The 16,738-nt window shown below is 38.6% G+C and carries 15 protein-coding genes; 5 read left to right on the top strand and 10 right to left on the bottom strand.

The window, feature by feature from the left end; all coding sequences use genetic code 11:
• The first annotated feature begins 23 nt into the window (after positions 1–23).
• Complete coding sequence (locus tag F9B76_RS05445; protein WP_159991201.1) at positions 24–2,039, top strand: lytic transglycosylase domain-containing protein; 2,016 nt, start codon at positions 24–26, stop codon at positions 2,037–2,039.
• A gap of 235 nt (positions 2,040–2,274) precedes the next feature.
• Positions 2,275–3,438 (top strand): tRNA nucleotidyltransferase/poly(A) polymerase-related protein, encoded by a 1,164-nt coding sequence (locus F9B76_RS05440; protein ID WP_243140610.1) that lies wholly within the window; start codon positions 2,275–2,277, stop codon positions 3,436–3,438.
• A gap of 62 nt (positions 3,439–3,500) precedes the next feature.
• Here the strand turns inward: F9B76_RS05440 and F9B76_RS05435 are convergent, their stop codons facing one another.
• Entirely contained in the window at positions 3,501–4,661 is a 1,161-nt protein-coding gene (locus F9B76_RS05435; protein ID WP_159991199.1) for a class I SAM-dependent methyltransferase, read from the bottom strand.
• Positions 4,662–4,899: 238 nt separating this feature from the next.
• On the opposite strand from F9B76_RS05435, the gene F9B76_RS05430 reads away from it, so the two are divergent.
• Complete coding sequence (locus tag F9B76_RS05430; protein WP_159991198.1) at positions 4,900–5,325, top strand: hypothetical protein; 426 nt, start codon at positions 4,900–4,902, stop codon at positions 5,323–5,325.
• 77 nt (positions 5,326–5,402) lie between these two features.
• On the opposite strand, the gene rarD is transcribed toward F9B76_RS05430, so the two are convergent.
• From rarD to rpe, 9 genes are all read right to left on the bottom strand, one after another.
• Positions 5,403–6,281 (bottom strand): EamA family transporter RarD, encoded by an 879-nt coding sequence (gene rarD / locus F9B76_RS05425; protein ID WP_159991197.1) that lies wholly within the window; start codon positions 6,279–6,281, stop codon positions 5,403–5,405.
• A gap of 80 nt (positions 6,282–6,361) precedes the next feature.
• A complete protein-coding gene (locus F9B76_RS05420; protein ID WP_159991196.1) occupies positions 6,362–8,035 on the bottom strand; it encodes a DEAD/DEAH box helicase in 1,674 nt (557 codons plus the stop codon).
• Between the two features lie 153 nt (positions 8,036–8,188).
• A complete protein-coding gene (locus tag F9B76_RS05415) occupies positions 8,189–8,647 on the bottom strand; it encodes an HIT family protein (protein ID WP_159991195.1) in 459 nt (152 codons plus the stop codon).
• A gap of 89 nt (positions 8,648–8,736) precedes the next feature.
• The gene (gene trpC / locus F9B76_RS05410) at positions 8,737–9,528 is read right to left on the bottom strand and encodes an indole-3-glycerol phosphate synthase TrpC (protein WP_159991194.1); all 792 of its coding nucleotides are present in this window, start codon (positions 9,526–9,528) and stop codon (positions 8,737–8,739) included.
• A complete protein-coding gene (trpD, locus tag F9B76_RS05405) occupies positions 9,525–10,559 on the bottom strand; it encodes an anthranilate phosphoribosyltransferase (protein ID WP_159991193.1) in 1,035 nt (344 codons plus the stop codon). The genes trpC and trpD overlap by 4 nt, the downstream gene beginning before the upstream one ends.
• A 1-nt stretch (position 10,560) precedes the next feature.
• A complete protein-coding gene (locus F9B76_RS05400) occupies positions 10,561–11,130 on the bottom strand; it encodes an anthranilate synthase component II (protein ID WP_159991192.1) in 570 nt (189 codons plus the stop codon).
• A gap of 11 nt (positions 11,131–11,141) precedes the next feature.
• Positions 11,142–12,662, bottom strand: a complete 1,521-nt coding sequence (trpE, locus tag F9B76_RS05395) for an anthranilate synthase component I (RefSeq protein WP_159992119.1) — start codon at positions 12,660–12,662, stop codon at positions 11,142–11,144.
• Between the two features lie 251 nt (positions 12,663–12,913).
• On the bottom strand, positions 12,914–13,606 hold the full coding sequence (locus F9B76_RS05390; protein ID WP_159991191.1) for a phosphoglycolate phosphatase: 693 nt from the start codon (positions 13,604–13,606) through the stop codon (positions 12,914–12,916).
• 23 nt (positions 13,607–13,629) lie between these two features.
• The gene (rpe, locus tag F9B76_RS05385) at positions 13,630–14,319 is read right to left on the bottom strand and encodes a ribulose-phosphate 3-epimerase (protein WP_159991190.1); all 690 of its coding nucleotides are present in this window, start codon (positions 14,317–14,319) and stop codon (positions 13,630–13,632) included.
• Positions 14,320–14,453: 134 nt separating this feature from the next.
• Between rpe and mltA the strand changes: the two genes are divergently transcribed.
• Positions 14,454–15,710, top strand: coding sequence for a murein transglycosylase A (gene mltA / locus F9B76_RS05380; protein WP_159991189.1), 1,257 nt, complete (start codon positions 14,454–14,456; stop codon positions 15,708–15,710).
• 127 nt (positions 15,711–15,837) lie between these two features.
• Entirely contained in the window at positions 15,838–16,533 is a 696-nt protein-coding gene (locus tag F9B76_RS05375; protein WP_159991188.1) for a DsbC family protein, read from the top strand.
• The last annotated feature ends 205 nt before the right edge of the window (positions 16,534–16,738 follow it).

Here is a 16,738-nt window from a genome sequence, read left to right as displayed (position 1 = left end):
CGAGCATCTAAAGGATTTATTATATGCAAAAAAAGCTTGTAAAAGGTTTATATTTATCGATATTTGGCTTGTTACTTGGTTGTTCTTCATCCAATAAATCAACTGTTCATGCCAGTACAGAGCTGGGAACAACACATCAAGCAAGCCCTATTAATGCTAAGCACCCTATTGAATATAAGCCTATTCAATCTGTGGATATGGCTGCTCGGCAAAGTGTGATTCAAGCCTATCAAGCCATGAAAAATCGCCAATGGGATTTGTTACCAAATTATGCCATAGCAGCACAAAATGATCATGAACTAGGGGCATATCCTATGTATTGGTACTTACGCCAACAATTAAGTCAAACTAATATACCTGTGACCCTATTACAATCTTTTTTTAAGCAGTATCCTAATACCTATGTCTCTGCACGCTTAAAAGCTGATTGGGTAGTAGCTGCGGCAAAGCAAGGGGATTTTAGAACGGCAGTACAGTTAGGTAAACCGACAATTAACCATGCTTCTGGTATTTGTGCCTATTATCAGGCAAAAGCAGCATTGGGTCAGTCAGTATCCATATCGGAAGCCTTGGCAAGTGCTAAGAATAATGATGCCTGTGGTGCAATGTTAAATACTTTAAAATCAAAAGGTTTAGTTGATTTACATAAACTAAGAGAACCTTTGAGAGAAGCGGTAGAGTATGATAATAAAGCAATGGCTCAGCGTTATGCTCGAGTAGCCTTTACTACAGAGGGTTTTCAGCAGTTTAATGCAATAATAAATAATCCTAAACAATGGTTAGATACTCAATTTGGTCCTGCAAAGAATATAGAGCAGGCAGAGTTAAGAACATTGGCATTTAGTCGTTTAGCAAGACAAGATCGAGAGAATGGTATTCATTTTTTAAAAACACAGGGTGCGGCTTTATTAAGTGCTAAAGACCAGCAATGGGCTTATACACAGTTTGCCTTGGTATCTGTCTTAAATCTGGAGGATCGGGCAGATCAATGGTACCGGTTAGGCAAAGATATTCAGCTCAGTCCATATAATGCGGCATGGCGAGTAAGAGCCGCATTACGTCAACCTAAAATTGATTGGGCATGGGTAGAAAAAGCGATTAATTTAATGGATTCTACGCAGCAAAAAGAAACTGTATGGACGTACTGGAAAGCTCGTGCCTTAAAAGAAAGAGGGCATACAGCACAAGCCAATGCTTTATTTGCACAATTAGAGGGGCAATATGATTTTTATGGTTTATTAGGGCAAGAAGCATTACATGGTCATATTACTTTTCCTACACAAGCAGCGCCTGTTAGTACCGCTGAACTAAATCATATTAAGCAAAATACAGGTTTACAAAAAGCAGTTGCTTTATTTTCACTAGGTTGGCGTAATGAAGCGGTAGCCGAGTGGAACTATGCCATTGTGGGATTAGGGGATAGAGACTTATTAGCGGCTGCACAATGGGCAGAGAATGAACATATTTATGATAGAGCGATTAATACCTCTATGCTCACTAAGCGAGAAGTGAATTTTCATCAACGCTTTTTAGCACCATTTGAAGGTCGAGTAGGACAGCAAGCGAGAAGTGTGGGTATTGCTCCCTCTTGGGTATATGGCTTAATTCGTCAAGAGTCTCGTTTTGTATCGGTTGCCCGATCAACGGTGGGGGCATCAGGTTTGATGCAATTAATGCCGGGAACGGCAAAGCTAGTAGCTAATAAAATAGGAATGAGTGATTTTTCACCTAGTCGCGTGAATGATTTTGAAGTGAATACTATTTTAGGTACAAATTATCTAAGCATGATACAAGCTGACTTAGATGGGAAAGAGGTCTTGGCTACGGCTGGCTATAATGCAGGACCTAATCGGGCGAAACGTTGGCGATCAGCATTAACACATCCTGTAGAGGGCGCTATTTTTGCAGAAACCATTCCTTTTACAGAAACACGGATTTATGTGAAGAATGTTTTGGCAAATGCGGTATGGTATGACGCTTTGTTTAATAAAGGAAAAGTGAAATCACTGAAAAATCGCTTGGGGACAATTGCACCTTAATAAAATATTGGGTATATAAATACTACCCTTATTGGTGAATATTGCCATAAGGGTTAGGGGTTTTGCTCTTTCGCTTGGTTAATCACTATTTTGTGCTTTTTTTGTATTTATATATTTTATGAAATTAGTAAAGTATTATATAGAGGGCTAGAAAACCCATACTATGATTGGTAATAGGGAGTGTAGGTATTCTCGCTCATCCATAAAGATTTTCAGTAAAAATAAGGATATCACCGTGACAATAACGCTTTCTAACCTAGCCTTTGAATCTGATCAATACACAGAAGGATTATCTATTTTTTGTGTCGGTGGTGCGGTAAGAGATGCTTTGCTACATTTACCATCAGGTGATAAAGATTGGGTAGTGGTAGGCAGTACACCAGAAGAGATGGTGGCTCGGCAATTTATCCCTGTTGGCGGTGATTTTCCTGTTTTTCTACACCCTATTACAAAGGAAGAATATGCCCTTGCTCGTACAGAAAGAAAATCAGGACGAGGGTATCAGGGGTTTACTTTTTATACAGGGAAAGATGTTAGTCTGGCGGAAGACTTAAAGCGTAGAGACTTTACGATTAATGCGATAGCAACAGATCAACAGGGAAATATTTATGACCCTTATCAGGGGGTTAATGATTTAAATATAAAATTATTTCGCCATGTGAGTGAAGCCTTTGTTGAAGACCCTGTACGGATTTTACGATTAGGGCGATTTTTAAGTCGATTGAGTACATTTTCTGTGGCTTCTGAAACTATCTTACTATGTCGGCAAATGGTGTGTAATGGTGAGGTGAATGCTCTAGTAGCAGAGCGAGTATGGAAAGAAATTTCTCGTGCCTTGATGGAAAAAGAACCACAACGCTGTTTTACCTTTTTAGCCGATATAGGGGCATTGTCTGTTGTGATTCCCTTATTACATTGGGATACTTCAATAGGAGAATACTTAGTAGAAAGTGCGAAAAGAAGACTAACGCTTTCACAACGCTATGCTTTATTGGTATGGAAAAGTGAACAAGTAAAACGATTGTCTCAACAATTACGGGTAGCAAAAGAACAGGCAGACTATGCGCATTATCTACCGATTGTGTATAAGGGATTTTCTGAATTACAAGGGATTCAACAGCTGCCAATGACATCAGACCAAGCCCATCAAATAGTTAGTTTTATTGAACAAGTAGATGGTATTCGTAAACCAGAAAGACTATGGCAGTTGATTGAAGTATGTACGATTATTCATCAAATGTCTGTGGTGCAAAGTATTGCCTATTTGGATTTCTGGAAAACGGTACTTCAAAAGGTAAAATCAGTAGAAGCAGGGCAAATTGCCCAACAATATAAAGGGCAAGTAGAACAGATTAAAATAGCGGTAAGAGAGGCGAGAGAAGGGGTATTGTTGGGGTGATTTTTGTTATTAAGTAAATGAATTATAAGAAATAATTTATATTTAAACTATTTCTTATAATACTAAAGCATATACCTTCTATCTCCATTCATAAATCCAATGGGATCTATATCTAACTCTTTCCCTAATAACATCACCTTAAATAGTTCGCCCATTTCAGCTTCGGATAGTAATTTTTGTACAGGCCCTATTTGTTGTGCATAGTGTTGTACATTTTGAGGATCAAGCTGACTAAGTAAGTTTAATAAACCACAATTCATTAAAAAACGTGCTTGGCTAGTATAACCTAATACCTCTAATCCTCCCTCAAGTGCAGCATCAGCTATAGCCGTAAAATCAACGTGAGCGGTAATATCTTGTAAGCCTACATAAATAAGTGGGTTATCATGTGCATGATGCTGGAAATGGCACATTAATGTTCCCTGATGTCGCTGAGGGTGATAGTATTCATGACGAGGAAAACCGTAATCAATTAAGAGTGCCCCTCCTTTTTTAAGGTAACTCCCCATTGCCTTTACCCATGCTTCACCACGAAGATTAATTTCAGTTTGATAATGGGGGAGTGCTGGCATACGGGCTGACATTATTTGCGAAAGCTCAGTAGAAGCAGGTAAGTTTTTATAACTTGGCAAACCATTTTCCCATGATACATAAACCTCTTCAAGCTGATGGTGCTGATTCCATTGTACTAATTTGACAGGCATAGCATCTAATACTTCATTAGCAATAATACAGCCCTCAAAGGAGCTAGGTAGCTGGTCTAACCAAGTGATTTGATGGGTATAGTGATGAAGTGTTGCCTTTTGACGTTCACGCAAATCTGCTGATAGTTCAAGAATAAAATAATGAATGCTGGGGTTATTAAGTTGTTCTAGTATAGATAGGGCAAGTTTTCCACTACCCGCACCAAACTCAAGAATAGTATGGCTCTGTGAAGCATCAAGCACTTGTTGTACTTGTATTGCTAATGCACGACCATACCAAGGGCTTAATTCTGGTGCTGTGGTAAAGTCGCCTTGTAAAGCCGATTGAGCGGTATTTTCTCCACTAAGCTTAGGTAGCCCCCCGGTGTAATATCCCCAATAAGGTAGATATAAGGCGGTATCCATCCATGCTTCAAAAGGAATCTGTGTTGCAGGTGCATATTTAGTTTTGATGGCTTCAAAGCAGGCTTGGCTATGATGGATAGCTTCAGGGTGAGGGGTGGGTAGTGGTTTACTCATTATATTGATATATAAAAATTCTTTGAGGTAAGTTTTAAAAAACTAAATTAAGATGCCTCATTATACCGTTTAATCGCTCGAACCTAAATCTAAGCTATATGTAAAAGAGATTTTATAGTATAAGTATGGTTTAACTTAGCATACTATTATAGAGTAAGGAGGAACTTGTAGAAAAGGGGGAGTCTTGTTATTATGGATAGAAATATTTTGTTTTAATTATTTATATAATAGGTGAAAAATGAAAAAAATGACAATAGCTTTATTAGCTTTATTGGTTTCAACTCAAGTTTTTGCTATTAGTGTTAATGATGCTCAATCTGCTATTTCAAATTTTTATACACAATATGTTTTTGGAATAAAGGATTTAGCTAAAAATAAAAAAGTAGGGACAGCCCATTTTTTACAAAAACTACAAGACCTTTATGAGTATGATTGTGAAGATACTTGCTATGCCACTGAGGCTTTACGTACAGGTGCGCAAGATGAGTTAGAAGAGAATGCTAAAAGTAAAATCATTAATATTACCCCTAAAGATAATAGTCAATGGTATCGTGTTGAGTATCTTGATATGGGCTGGAAAGGAATTACGGATATTAAGGTGGTTAAGGAAAATGATATTATAAAAATAGATGATTTTAAATCTGTTTTTGATGGGGCTAGATAGAGCAGTAATAATTGGTGGGCAAGGCAAGCCCACTTTTTGGTTATTTTAAATATAAATAATATTGGACGTAAATATCCTTATTTATACTTTGCTTGCCTAGCATATCTTATTCCATCTATAACAATCAAAACCATCGCCATAATAAGACATACAAATAATGGATAGGTATCGCTATCCATTGTTTCACCAATTAGAATGGCTATCCAGAACATAATAATAGGCTCGATATAACCTAATAATCCTAATAGATTAATAGGTAAATAATTACTGGCTAGTATGTAAGAAATTAAAGCTGTTCCGCTGATTAAGCCTAAAATAGGTAAAAGATAGAAAATAGAGGGGTTTTGGAGCTGAACACTTTGTATATCGGTCTGCCAGATAAAGTATAAGCAGAGGGGAAGTAATAGTAGTATTTCAATAAAAAAGGCGGTAATATCCATCATTTTAAGTTTTTTTCGTAAACTAAAATAAGTGGTGTAACCAATACAAATAGCAGAGGCTTCCCAAGATAGTTCGCCTTTAGTCAAAATAGTGATGATAACACCTATCATAGCGACCATAACGGCTGTAAATTTTAAGGGTGAAATATGTTCCTTAAAAATAAAACGTGCTGCGGCTACCATGACGATAGGAAGTAATAAATAGCCGATAGAAACACTTATTGCACTACCATTATTTGGTGCCCATAGGAATAGCCACATTTGAAAGCCAATAATACCACCATTTATCATAAAAATAAGGATAAGTAGAGGGTGTTTTTGTATCCGTTTCAAATGATGGATAAATTTACCTTGTTGTTTAAATAGAATAATAGCTAGTGCGACAAAAGGGGCGGTTAAAAGAACACGATAACCAAAAACATCTGTACCACTTAGCGGTAATAATAGTGTTGAAAAATAATATAAATAGCTAAATAGGCAAGAAGAAAATAATGAAAAACAAATGCCTTTTAACATAAAACTACCTTAATTGATAACCTTATATATTATTGTTACTATCGCTATGCTAATAGCCCCTTAATCAATATTTACCCGTATTAACGTGCTTTGCGTTTATGGCTTCGACTCACTTTCTTGCGTGTCTCTGCGCGATTTGCTTCTGCTGTCGTACGTTTACCACGTTTAGGATCATCTCGGCTGGTGCGAGTACGTTTTGTTTCTCGATTGTATTTTGCTTTACTACTACGAGCGCCACGTTCATAATCTGCAAATTTAGGTGCTTTCCCCAGTTGTTTTTTCAGTTGTCTGGCTTCAGAAGCACTTAATATTTCAAAATCGCCCTCTAGTGTGTGGTGTGGTGTGCGTTCTTCTTTTATACGTTTAGTACGAGATGTAGTGGTTGGACGTGATGCTTGAAAAGGATTGCTATCTTCAAAAAAGTTTTCTTGATGAGTAGTAATCGCTTTGGTACGAGTGGATTTACTGATTTTCTCACTATTTTTTTCTGTTTTTAACCCTTTACGATGAGCAAAACCATCACGTGCCAATTCTTTTTCTTGTGAAGATTTGTTTTTACGCGAATCTGCTTTATGACGTGATTTGCTCTCTTTGGTTTTGATAGGTTTTGGTGTTGGCTCTAAACCTGGGATGGTATCTGTTTCAATGGTTTGACCAATAAATTTTTCAATACGGCGTACTTTAAAACGCTCACTATGTGTAGCAAGCGTGAATGCTAATCCATCACGTCCGGCACGTCCTGTACGACCGATACGGTGTACATAATCTTCGGCTTGCATGGGTAAATCATAGTTAATAGAGTGTGTAATACCTTGAATATCTATCCCACGGGCAGCAACATCGGTTGCGACAAGCACTTGAATACGTCCTTTTTGTAGGAAATTTAAAGTACGGGTACGTTGTCGTTGATTCATATCACCATGTAAAGCAGCAGCAGCAAACCCAGCATCTTCTAGGCGTTCGGCTAAATCATCTGCACCACGTTTTGTTGCGGTAAAGACAATTGCTTGCTCTAAACGTGCATCACGTAATAAATAATCTAATAATCGGAATTTATGTCCAAGATCGTCTGCATATAAGAGACATTGTTTAATATTGGTATGTTTATCTTTTTGATCGGCAATCGAAATTCTTTGCGGATCATTAAGTATTTCTTGGGCTAAACGTACAATACTTCCCTCAAAGGTTGCAGAGAACATAAGCGTTTGTCGGTTTTTGGGAGTCTGCGCCACGATACGATCAATATCATCAATAAAACCCATATCGAGCATACGGTCAGCTTCATCCAGTACAAGGCTATGAATTTTAGATAAATTCACGCGTTTGGCTTGTAGATGATCAATTAGTCGTCCCGGTGTGGCGACTAAAATATCTACTCGGCGAGAAAGTGCTTTAATCTGTGCTCCATAAGGCATACCCCCTACAACGGTTGCTATGCGTAAATCTTTTATCCCAGAACTATAGATCTTAGCTGCTTCTGCCACTTGTAATGCTAATTCACGCGTAGGTGTGAGAACAAGCATTTGTACACTGGCTTTTTTATCTTTACTTGGTGTTTGGGTGGCTATTTTCTGTAGGGCAGGTAGCATAAATGCAGCTGTTTTACCGCTGCCTGTTTGTGCGGTAACGATAAGATCATGCCCATTGAGTGCCATAGGAATAGCGGCTGATTGGACGGGGGTAGGTTGTGTAAATCCTGCTTTTTTAATCGCGTTAAGCAAAACGGGGGCTAAGCCCAAGGTGTCAAATGACATAGGGAATTGTTCCTGTAAAGTCGGTCATCGAGCCGACCAGAACAATCCAATACATATAGTAGGATCAAGAAGGTAGGTGCGATGAATCAATATGAAAGAGAAAAAGCATACCTTAATTAGTAAAAGATGTAAAGAAAAATATAGAAAAATCAATTATTTAGTTGTTTTACTGTCGAATTGATGTAATCGTTCTTGTAGTGTTTGGTGATAAGTCTCAAGAAAGGTATGCTGTTTTTCTAAAAAGGTAAGATAGTCAGATGCGTTCATATCTTTATCACTTTGACTCCAAATACTAGCAGGATAATGTAAATCTTCTTGGTAACGGGGGATAATATGCCAATGTATATGAGGTACCATCGTACCAAATTGGGCTAGATTAATTTTATATGGTTGCAAAATATCTCGTTGTACTTGTTCAACAAGATAAACATAGTCCATTAAGCGTTGTCTATCTTGATGAGGTAAGTCAGTCATTTCTACTTGATGCTGCTGTAAGATAACGCGTGTAAAAGCAGGGTAATGTGGTTCTTGTGCATTAATGATACGGATAAAATCATTTTGATAAATAAGCTTTCCGCCGACTGTTTGGCATAAGATACAATGATCTGACATAAAATTTTCTCTAAAGATTGTATTTTCTTTGATATAAATAGGGTAGATTTATTTATCCACCCTATTATTTCCTATATACGACAAATACTTTATATATCAAATAATTTAGCGAGTGCTTCGCCGGGATTATCTGCTCGCATAAAGGCTTCACCCACAAGAAAACCATAGACTTGATGCTTATTCATAGTCTGTACATCTTCTCGTGTATGAATACCACTTTCAGTAATGACCATTCTATCGGTAGGAATATCATTAAGTAAGTTTACGGTATTATCTAGGCTAACCTCAAAAGTGCGTAAATTACGGTTATTAATACCGATAAGTGGGCTTTTAAGCTGTAAAGCACGTTCTAACTCTTCACGATTATGTACTTCGATTAAGACATCCATACCCAGTTCTATACTGGTATCTTCAAGTTCCTGTAACTGTGTATCGGACAATGCGGCAACAATCAACAAGATACAATCTGCACCTAATGCCCTAGCATGAATAACTTGGTAAGGGTCAATCATAAAGTCTTTACGCAAAATAGGTAATGCACAAGCAGCACGGGCTTGTCGAAGATAATCAGGTGAACCTTGGAAAAATTGTTGATCGGTTAATACAGATAAGCAAGTTGCACCATGTGCTGCATAACTGGTTGCTATCTCGGTGGGGTTAAAGTTTTCACGGATAACCCCTTTTGAAGGGGAGGCTTTTTTAATTTCTGCAATCACTGCATTTTGGTTGGCAGAAATTTGTTCTCTTAGATGGTTAGCAAAGCCCCTAATATCCTGACGTGCTGTTGCTTCAGCAAGTAAATCTGTCTCACTACGCATTTGTCGTAAGACAGCGACCTCTTCGCGTTTGACCGTAAGAATTTTCTCAAGAATATCATTCATGATGCTAACTTCCTTGTGTACTCACAGAATTGGTGCATTTTAGCGAGTGCTGCTCCGTTACTGATAAGTTCATTGGCGAGTTGAATACCTTGTTCAATACTCGTTGCCTTATTTCCTGTATAGATAGCTAGTCCAGCATTGAGTACGACAATATCACGGCTAGGTCCGGGATTATTATTGAGTACCCCTCGAATAACATCGCGTGATTCTAGTGTATCTTTAACACGCATATTTTTAGTGGAGTGCATAGATAAACCAAAGTCTTCTGGGTGAATATCATATTCTCTAATATGGCCGTCTTTTAGTTCCCCAATACGTGTTTTTGCACCTAATGAGGCTTCATCCAAACCGTCCATTCCATGAAGAATAAGAACGTGTTTAGACCCTAGTTCTTTGAGTACCCTTACTTGAATACCTACAAGATCGGGGTGAAAAACACCCATTAACTGGTTCTTAGCACCAGCAGGGTTAGTAAGAGGCCCAAGAATATTGAACATTGTTCTTACCCCTAGCAATTTACGTACGGGTGCGATGTTTTTCATGCTGCTATGATGGTAGGGTGCAAACATAAAGGCAATATTGGTTGCTTGCATACATTCGCGGATTTTTTGAGGATCTTTAATATCAATGTTTGCTCCTAAGGCTTCGAGTACGTCTGCACTACCGCTAGAAGAGGAGGCACTACGATTGCCATGTTTAGCAATAGGTACACCTGCTGCAGCAGCAACAAACATTGCTGTGGTTGAGATATTAAAGGTATGGCTACCATCACCACCTGTTCCACACATGTCTAAGGCTTGATCGGCATTATCAATTTGTACTGGTGTTGCAAATTCACGCATGACACGGGCGGCTGCAGAAATTTCACCAACTGTTTCTTTTTTGACGCGTAATCCCATGAGTAATGCAGCAGCAATGGGTTCAGGCATTTCTCCACGCATTAAGGCACGCATTAATTCGGTCATCTCTTCTTGAAAGATTTCTCTATGCTCAATACAACGGGTAAGCGCTTCTTGATAGGAAATACTCATGCTAAACCTCTACGTTTAAGAAATTTTGGAGAAGTTGATGTCCATGCTCGCTGAGGATAGACTCAGGGTGAAATTGTACGCCATAGATAGGAAGGGTTTTATGAGCAATTCCCATGATTTCGCCATCTTCTGTTTCGGCAGTAATACGAAGACAATCGGGTAGGGTGTCACGATCAATAGCGAGTGAATGGTAACGAATAATTGAATAAGGAGAGGGAATCTGGCTAAAAATATCGGTATTGGTATGCGTAATTTTGCTAGCTTTGCCATGCATAATCGTTTTAGCACGAACAATATTGCCACCAAAAACTTCACCTATGGCTTGATGACCTAAACAAACGCCTAGGATGGGTTTTTTGCCTGCAAAGTGACGAATCACATCCATTGAAATCCCCGCTTGTTTAGGGTCGCATGGCCCGGGAGAAATACAAATATAATCAGGATTAAGAGCTTCAATTTCTTCTATAGTCGTTTGATCGTTGCGAAGTACCTTAACCTCTTGCCCTAATTCACCAAAATATTGAACAAGGTTATAGGTGAATGAGTCGTAATTATCTAGCATTAATAACATAGTAAATCCTTTTAGATAGGTTGATCTAAACCATATTGCACTTGTTCGGCGGCACGTAATACGGCACGCGCTTTATGTTCGGTTTCTAACCATTCTTTTTCAGGATCAGAATCGGCAACAATACCAGCGGCAGCTTGGACATAAAGCATACCATCTTTAATTAATCCTGTACGAATAGCAATGGCAATATCCATTGCCCCGTTATAGCTGAGATACCCTGCTGCACCACCATAGATACCACGGCGAACAGGCTCAAGTTCATCAATAATTTCCATCGCTTTCACTTTGGGTGCGCCTGTTAGCGTACCTGCTGGGAAAGTAGCCCGTAATACATCAATAGCATCCATATTGTTATTGAGTGTGCCTTCTACATTAGAAACAAGGTGCATCACGTGAGAATAGCGTTCAATGGTCATTTGATCCGTTACTTTAACAGAGCCTACTTTTGCAACTCGTCCAATATCATTACGTGCTAAATCAATTAACATTAAGTGTTCAGCAATCTCTTTAGGATCATTTTTAAGTTCTTGAGCAAGTGCTATATCTTCTGCTGGGCTATCGCCACGTTTACGAGTACCTGCTAATGGACGAATAGTAATCTTAGATTGTGTTGCCTGATGTTCATCAATAAACTGTTCTTGACGAACAAGAATTTCAGGTGATGCCCCTACCACATGGAAATCCCCAAAATTCCAGTAATACATATAAGGAGAAGGATTAAGGCTACGAAGAGAGCGGTAGAGTGAGAGAGGGGAATCACGGAAAGGTTTTGCAATTACTTGTCCGATTTGTACTTGCATTAAATCGCCAGCAGCAATATGTTCTTTGGCTTTTTCAACAGCAGCAATAAAATCTTTTTTCTTAAAGCTACGAATTTCTTCGGTAACAAGACTTGGTAAGCTATAAGGAATTTCTACGGGTTTACGCAAAAGGATACGTAGTTCAAGTAAGCGTTTTTGTGCTTGTGAGTAAGCCTCTTCCTGTGTAGGATCGGCGTAGACAATAAGATAAGTACGACCAATCACATTATCCACAATAACCATTTCATCTACTTGCATCAGTAGAATATCAGGAACGTTATCCAATCCTTCGGGGAAAGGTTTAACGGTTGGCCCTAGTTTGGTCTCAATATGGCGAACAGTATCGTAAGCAAAATATCCTGCTAGACCACCTGCAAAGCGAGGAATACCGGGGCGAAGAGCCACTTTAAATCGTTTTTGGTAGGCTTGAATAAAGGCTAATGGATCGCCCTCATGGGTTTCAACAACTTTACCTTGATGTAATACCTCAGTATGTTGTCCTTGTGATTTAATCACTGTTTTGGCGGGTAAGCCAATAAAAGAGTAGCGTCCAAACCGTTCACCACCTACAACAGACTCTAGTAAGCAACTCATTTTGCCTGACTCTTTTCCAGAATGGGCGAGTTTTAAATAAATACCCAAGGTAGTATCTAGGTCAGCATAGGTCTCTTTAATTAAGGGAATGCGGTTGTAGCCTTGAGCTGCTAATGCATTAAATTCAATTTCAGTCATCATATTTGTCTTCTAAAGTAATTGATGGTTTAACCGAGTTGCTATAAAAAAACCCGGTCTTTCCATTAAGGTTGCCGGGTTTATTAATAAGCTGTTTTTAACGATTTGAGCCTTTAAACATTAGCGTGACACCGCTTTTGTTTGAGACACCATAAACCCGACAGACGAACACCACCAATACCCATAATAGGTATAAGAAAAAGTGTTGAAAGTCAGAATATTATGCATCATAAAAGAATCAAGGTTAAAAACTAGTTATTTTGTGCAGAAATCCATTCTGCAACAAAACGTATGTCCTCTACTATAGCATTAACTTTTAAAGTTTGCACAGAAATTCCCTCATTGTAACCATAAGGAAGGAGTAAAACATCCATTTGTGCGGCTTGTGCAGCTTGGGCATCATTAATAGAATCGCCGATAAATAAGGCTTCTTGAGGGGATATATTTAGTTTTTTACACGCATAAAATAGAGGATCGGGAAAGGGTTTTTTGCGAGAACAAGTATCGCCACTAACAATACAATCAAAGAAATGGGTAATGCCCATTTTATCAAGTAGAGGGTGAGTAAACTCTTCTGGTTTATTGGTGACAACAGCGAGGAGAAGTCCTGCTTTTTGTAATGTATGAAGACCTTCTACCACATAAGGATAAAGCTGACTTTGTGTGCCATTATCGTGATGGTAATGTTTTTTAAAGAGTTGTCTAGCACGAGAAAATAGGGTTTCTTCAGGCTCATCAGGTATGAGTTTATTGGCTAATGCTCGCTTTATAAGCATATCCGACCCTTTACCAACAAACTGGCTTAGTTGTGCTAAAGGGAGTGTCGCCATACCAAGGTCGTTGAGCATTGCATTGGTTGCACTCGCTAAATCGGGGATACTATCAACTAGCGTACCATCTAAATCAAATAAAACCGCACGATAGCGTGAGGATAAGGTATTCATAATACTTTCCTATAGCATACTATTTAAGCAACCTTAGCAATTTCAGCACGCATTTTTGCAATAACATCTGCATAATCTTTTTGACCAAAAATAGCAGAGCCAGCCACAAAGGTATCTGCACCAGCGGCATAAACCTCGGCAATATTATCCACTTTAATTCCTCCATCTACTTCAAGGCGAATGGGTTGTCCCCCTTTTGCTTGATGGTCTTGGATACGTTGGCGAGTGGCTCGGATTTTATCTAATGTCGCAGGAATAAAGGATTGTCCACCAAATCCGGGATTAACAGACATTAATAAAATAATATCGATTTTATCCATGACATAGTCTAAATAATGTAAAGAGGTGGCAGGGTTAAAAACAAGTCCTGCTTGACAACCATGATCACGAATAAGGGCAAGGCTACGATCAATATGTTTTGAGGCTTCTGGGTGAAATGTAATGATATTAGCACCTGCTTTTGCAAACATGGGAATTAGGCTATCAACAGGTTCTACCATTAGATGGACATCAATCGGTGCTTGGGTGTAGGGGCGTATTGCTTGACAGACCATAGGGCCAATAGTGAGATTAGGAACATAATGATTATCCATCACATCAAAGTGAATCCAATCTGCTCCTGCCGCAATAACATCTTGTACTTCTTGCCCTAAGCGAGCAAAATCGGCAGAAAGAATACTAGGTGCAATACGAATATCGTGATTAACTGTCATAATTTGTAAGTATAGAAATAAGGAAATCGTGAAAGAATTGGGAATAAAGTATTATATTACTACTGTTTAGATTATGGTTTTATTTACGATGGGCTAGATATTTTCTTAGCCATAAGGATATTGAGAATATAGGTATGAAAAAATTATTGCTATGTAGTGCTGTGTTGTTGGCTGCGTGTTCAACACGTTCAGATTATGCGGATTATCAAGGGGTAGCCGATGAGAGTATAGATATTTATGCCCCACTTAATATCCCTGCTAGTGATGTGTTTAAAACTACGCCTTCTCGAACACTTAATGCACAGTATCAGGCGGTAAATTGGGGAGATTTACCGGGATGGTCTCAAGAAGATGGTGAAAATATTTGGTTAGCATTGGTGAATAATTGCCGAGGGTTAATGCGACCGATATCAGGTTCTTTGACAATTCCTGCAAGAGCTACCCCTCAAGTATGGTACCCTGTTTGCCAAGCGGTGGCTCAAAAGGGGGTAAATGTTGATGGACAAGAAGCGAAAAACTTTTTACAACAATACTTACAGCCTTGGGCAGTAATAGGTAGTCAGGGCTCTCAGGGTTTGGTGACGGGTTATTATGAGCCTATTGTTAATGGCTCTCGTTCAAGAGATGGTGTCTATCAATGGCCAATGTATGCCCCTCCTTCTGATTTATTAACGATTGATTTAGGTAAGGTTTACCCTGAATTAGCAGGTAAGCGTATCCGAGGAAAAGTTGTTGATAATAAGGTTGTTCCTTATGATACGCGTGCAGAAATTGAACAACGTACAGATAAACCACCTGTCATTGCTTGGTTAGATGATCCTGTTGAAGCGTTTTTCTTACAAGTACAAGGATCTGGTCGAGTACAGCTGACAGATGGTTCTTCTTTCCGTCTTGCTTATGCCGATCATAATGGCAGACAGTATTCCTCAATTGGGAAATGGTTAGCCGATAAAGGTGAGCTTCCTGTGCAACAAGCCTCTATGCAGAATATTAAAAAATGGGCGCAACAGAATCCTGATCGTGTTCCTGAGATGTTAAATAGTAATCAGGCAATGGTATTTTTTAGGGAAGAGCGTATTCGTGATCAAATTGCTGGACCTAAAGGGGCTTATGGTATTCCATTGATTGCTCAGCACGCTATTGCCGTTGATCCAACCTATGTCCCATTAGGTAGTCCTGTATTTTTAGCGACAACTCAGCCTAATAGTAATGAGCCGCTACAACGTGTGGTATTTGCACAAGATACGGGGGCTGCTATTAAAGGGGCTGCTCGAGCAGACTTTTTCTGGGGAAGTGGTGATCAGGCAGGGCAAATGGCAGGTCGTATGAAGCAACAAGGTAAAATGTGGATTTTATGGCCAAGAGAAGCAGGATCGCCTAGTGCTAGATAAGTTTTTATGAGATAGTTACATTATAAAATAATGTGTTTTTATTTTTTAGGGCGGTGAGATAGTATTGTTTTGTGTAGTGTTAAGGTACAATAAGCCGCTATAGTGAGATACTCAACTAGGAGAAATAATGAAATTAATCAAAAAATTAACCCTATTCAGTCTTTTTTTAGGTTCTGCAGTGATGGCAGCAGAAACAGATACCATCAAGAAAAATTTAGAGAAAGCTTTTGATATCAATATTGAGAGTGTAGAACCGACTAAGTATCCTAATATTTATGAGGTAGTAACGGATGAAACTATCCTTTATACCGATAAAGCAGGGACATATATTTTGGCAGGTAATTTGATTGATACTCAGAGTAAAGTAGATTTAACTGAAACCAAAATAAAACAGTTAAGTCTAAAGGATATAGAGGCATTGCCTTTGAATAAAGCGATTAAGCGTGTTAATGGTAACGGTGAGCGAAAAATTATTACCTTTGAAGATCCTAATTGTCACTATTGTAAACGTTTATATGGAGAACTCGATAAAATTGATAATGCCTCAATCTATACGTTTATTGTGCCAATTTTAGGTAGAGACTCTGTGAAAAAGGCAAATAATATTTGGTGCTCTTCTGATCCAAATGTAACTTGGGCAAACTGGATGCATAAAGGTGAAACACCAGAATCGGCAAAAGAGTGTGATGCACCCATTCCTGATGCATTAGCAGTATCGAGAAAATTCCAAATGCGAGGAACACCAATGATTTTATTAGGTAATGGTGAACGTTTTAATGGTTTTGTCAATGCATCAATGATTGAAGAAGCCTTAAAAAAATAATACTGTTGTCTAGTTTATTGATATGTGCAGAGCGACAGTGTGAATCCTGTCGCTCTATTTTTATGGATTTGTAACTTTTTGTTTTTTAAGGATTTTTATATTTTAGATTTAAAATATTATTGATTAGAAATGTACCGTTGCGTTTTGTAAAGAAGGTAAAAATACTAGGATAAGTAATAGGGGGGCAGAGTATAATTTGGCTTAG

The organism is Pelistega ratti, assembly GCF_009833965.1.
Taxonomy (GTDB): domain Bacteria; phylum Pseudomonadota; class Gammaproteobacteria; order Burkholderiales; family Burkholderiaceae_B; genus Taylorella; species Taylorella ratti.
This window is presented reverse-complemented; position numbering and strand designations above follow the sequence as displayed.

Coding starts and splice junctions, on each gene's coding strand:
- rarD (WP_159991197.1), bottom strand. CDS start 6,281: ATGTTAAAAGGCATTTGTTTTTCATTATTTTCTTCTTGCCTATTTAGC.
- trpE (WP_159992119.1), bottom strand. CDS start 12,662: ATGACTGAAATTGAATTTAATGCATTAGCAGCTCAAGGCTACAACCGC.
- F9B76_RS05435 (WP_159991199.1), bottom strand. CDS start 4,661: ATGAGTAAACCACTACCCACCCCTCACCCTGAAGCTATCCATCATAGC.
- F9B76_RS05400 (WP_159991192.1), bottom strand. CDS start 11,130: ATGTTATTAATGCTAGATAATTACGACTCATTCACCTATAACCTTGTT.
- F9B76_RS05415 (WP_159991195.1), bottom strand. CDS start 8,647: ATGTCAGATCATTGTATCTTATGCCAAACAGTCGGCGGAAAGCTTATT.
- F9B76_RS05375 (WP_159991188.1), top strand. CDS start 15,838: ATGAAATTAATCAAAAAATTAACCCTATTCAGTCTTTTTTTAGGTTCT.
- F9B76_RS05390 (WP_159991191.1), bottom strand. CDS start 13,606: ATGAATACCTTATCCTCACGCTATCGTGCGGTTTTATTTGATTTAGAT.
- mltA (WP_159991189.1), top strand. CDS start 14,454: ATGAAAAAATTATTGCTATGTAGTGCTGTGTTGTTGGCTGCGTGTTCA.
- trpC (WP_159991194.1), bottom strand. CDS start 9,528: ATGAATGATATTCTTGAGAAAATTCTTACGGTCAAACGCGAAGAGGTC.
- F9B76_RS05420 (WP_159991196.1), bottom strand. CDS start 8,035: ATGTCATTTGACACCTTGGGCTTAGCCCCCGTTTTGCTTAACGCGATT.
- F9B76_RS05430 (WP_159991198.1), top strand. CDS start 4,900: ATGAAAAAAATGACAATAGCTTTATTAGCTTTATTGGTTTCAACTCAA.
- rpe (WP_159991190.1), bottom strand. CDS start 14,319: ATGACAGTTAATCACGATATTCGTATTGCACCTAGTATTCTTTCTGCC.
- F9B76_RS05445 (WP_159991201.1), top strand. CDS start 24: ATGCAAAAAAAGCTTGTAAAAGGTTTATATTTATCGATATTTGGCTTG.
- trpD (WP_159991193.1), bottom strand. CDS start 10,559: ATGAGTATTTCCTATCAAGAAGCGCTTACCCGTTGTATTGAGCATAGA.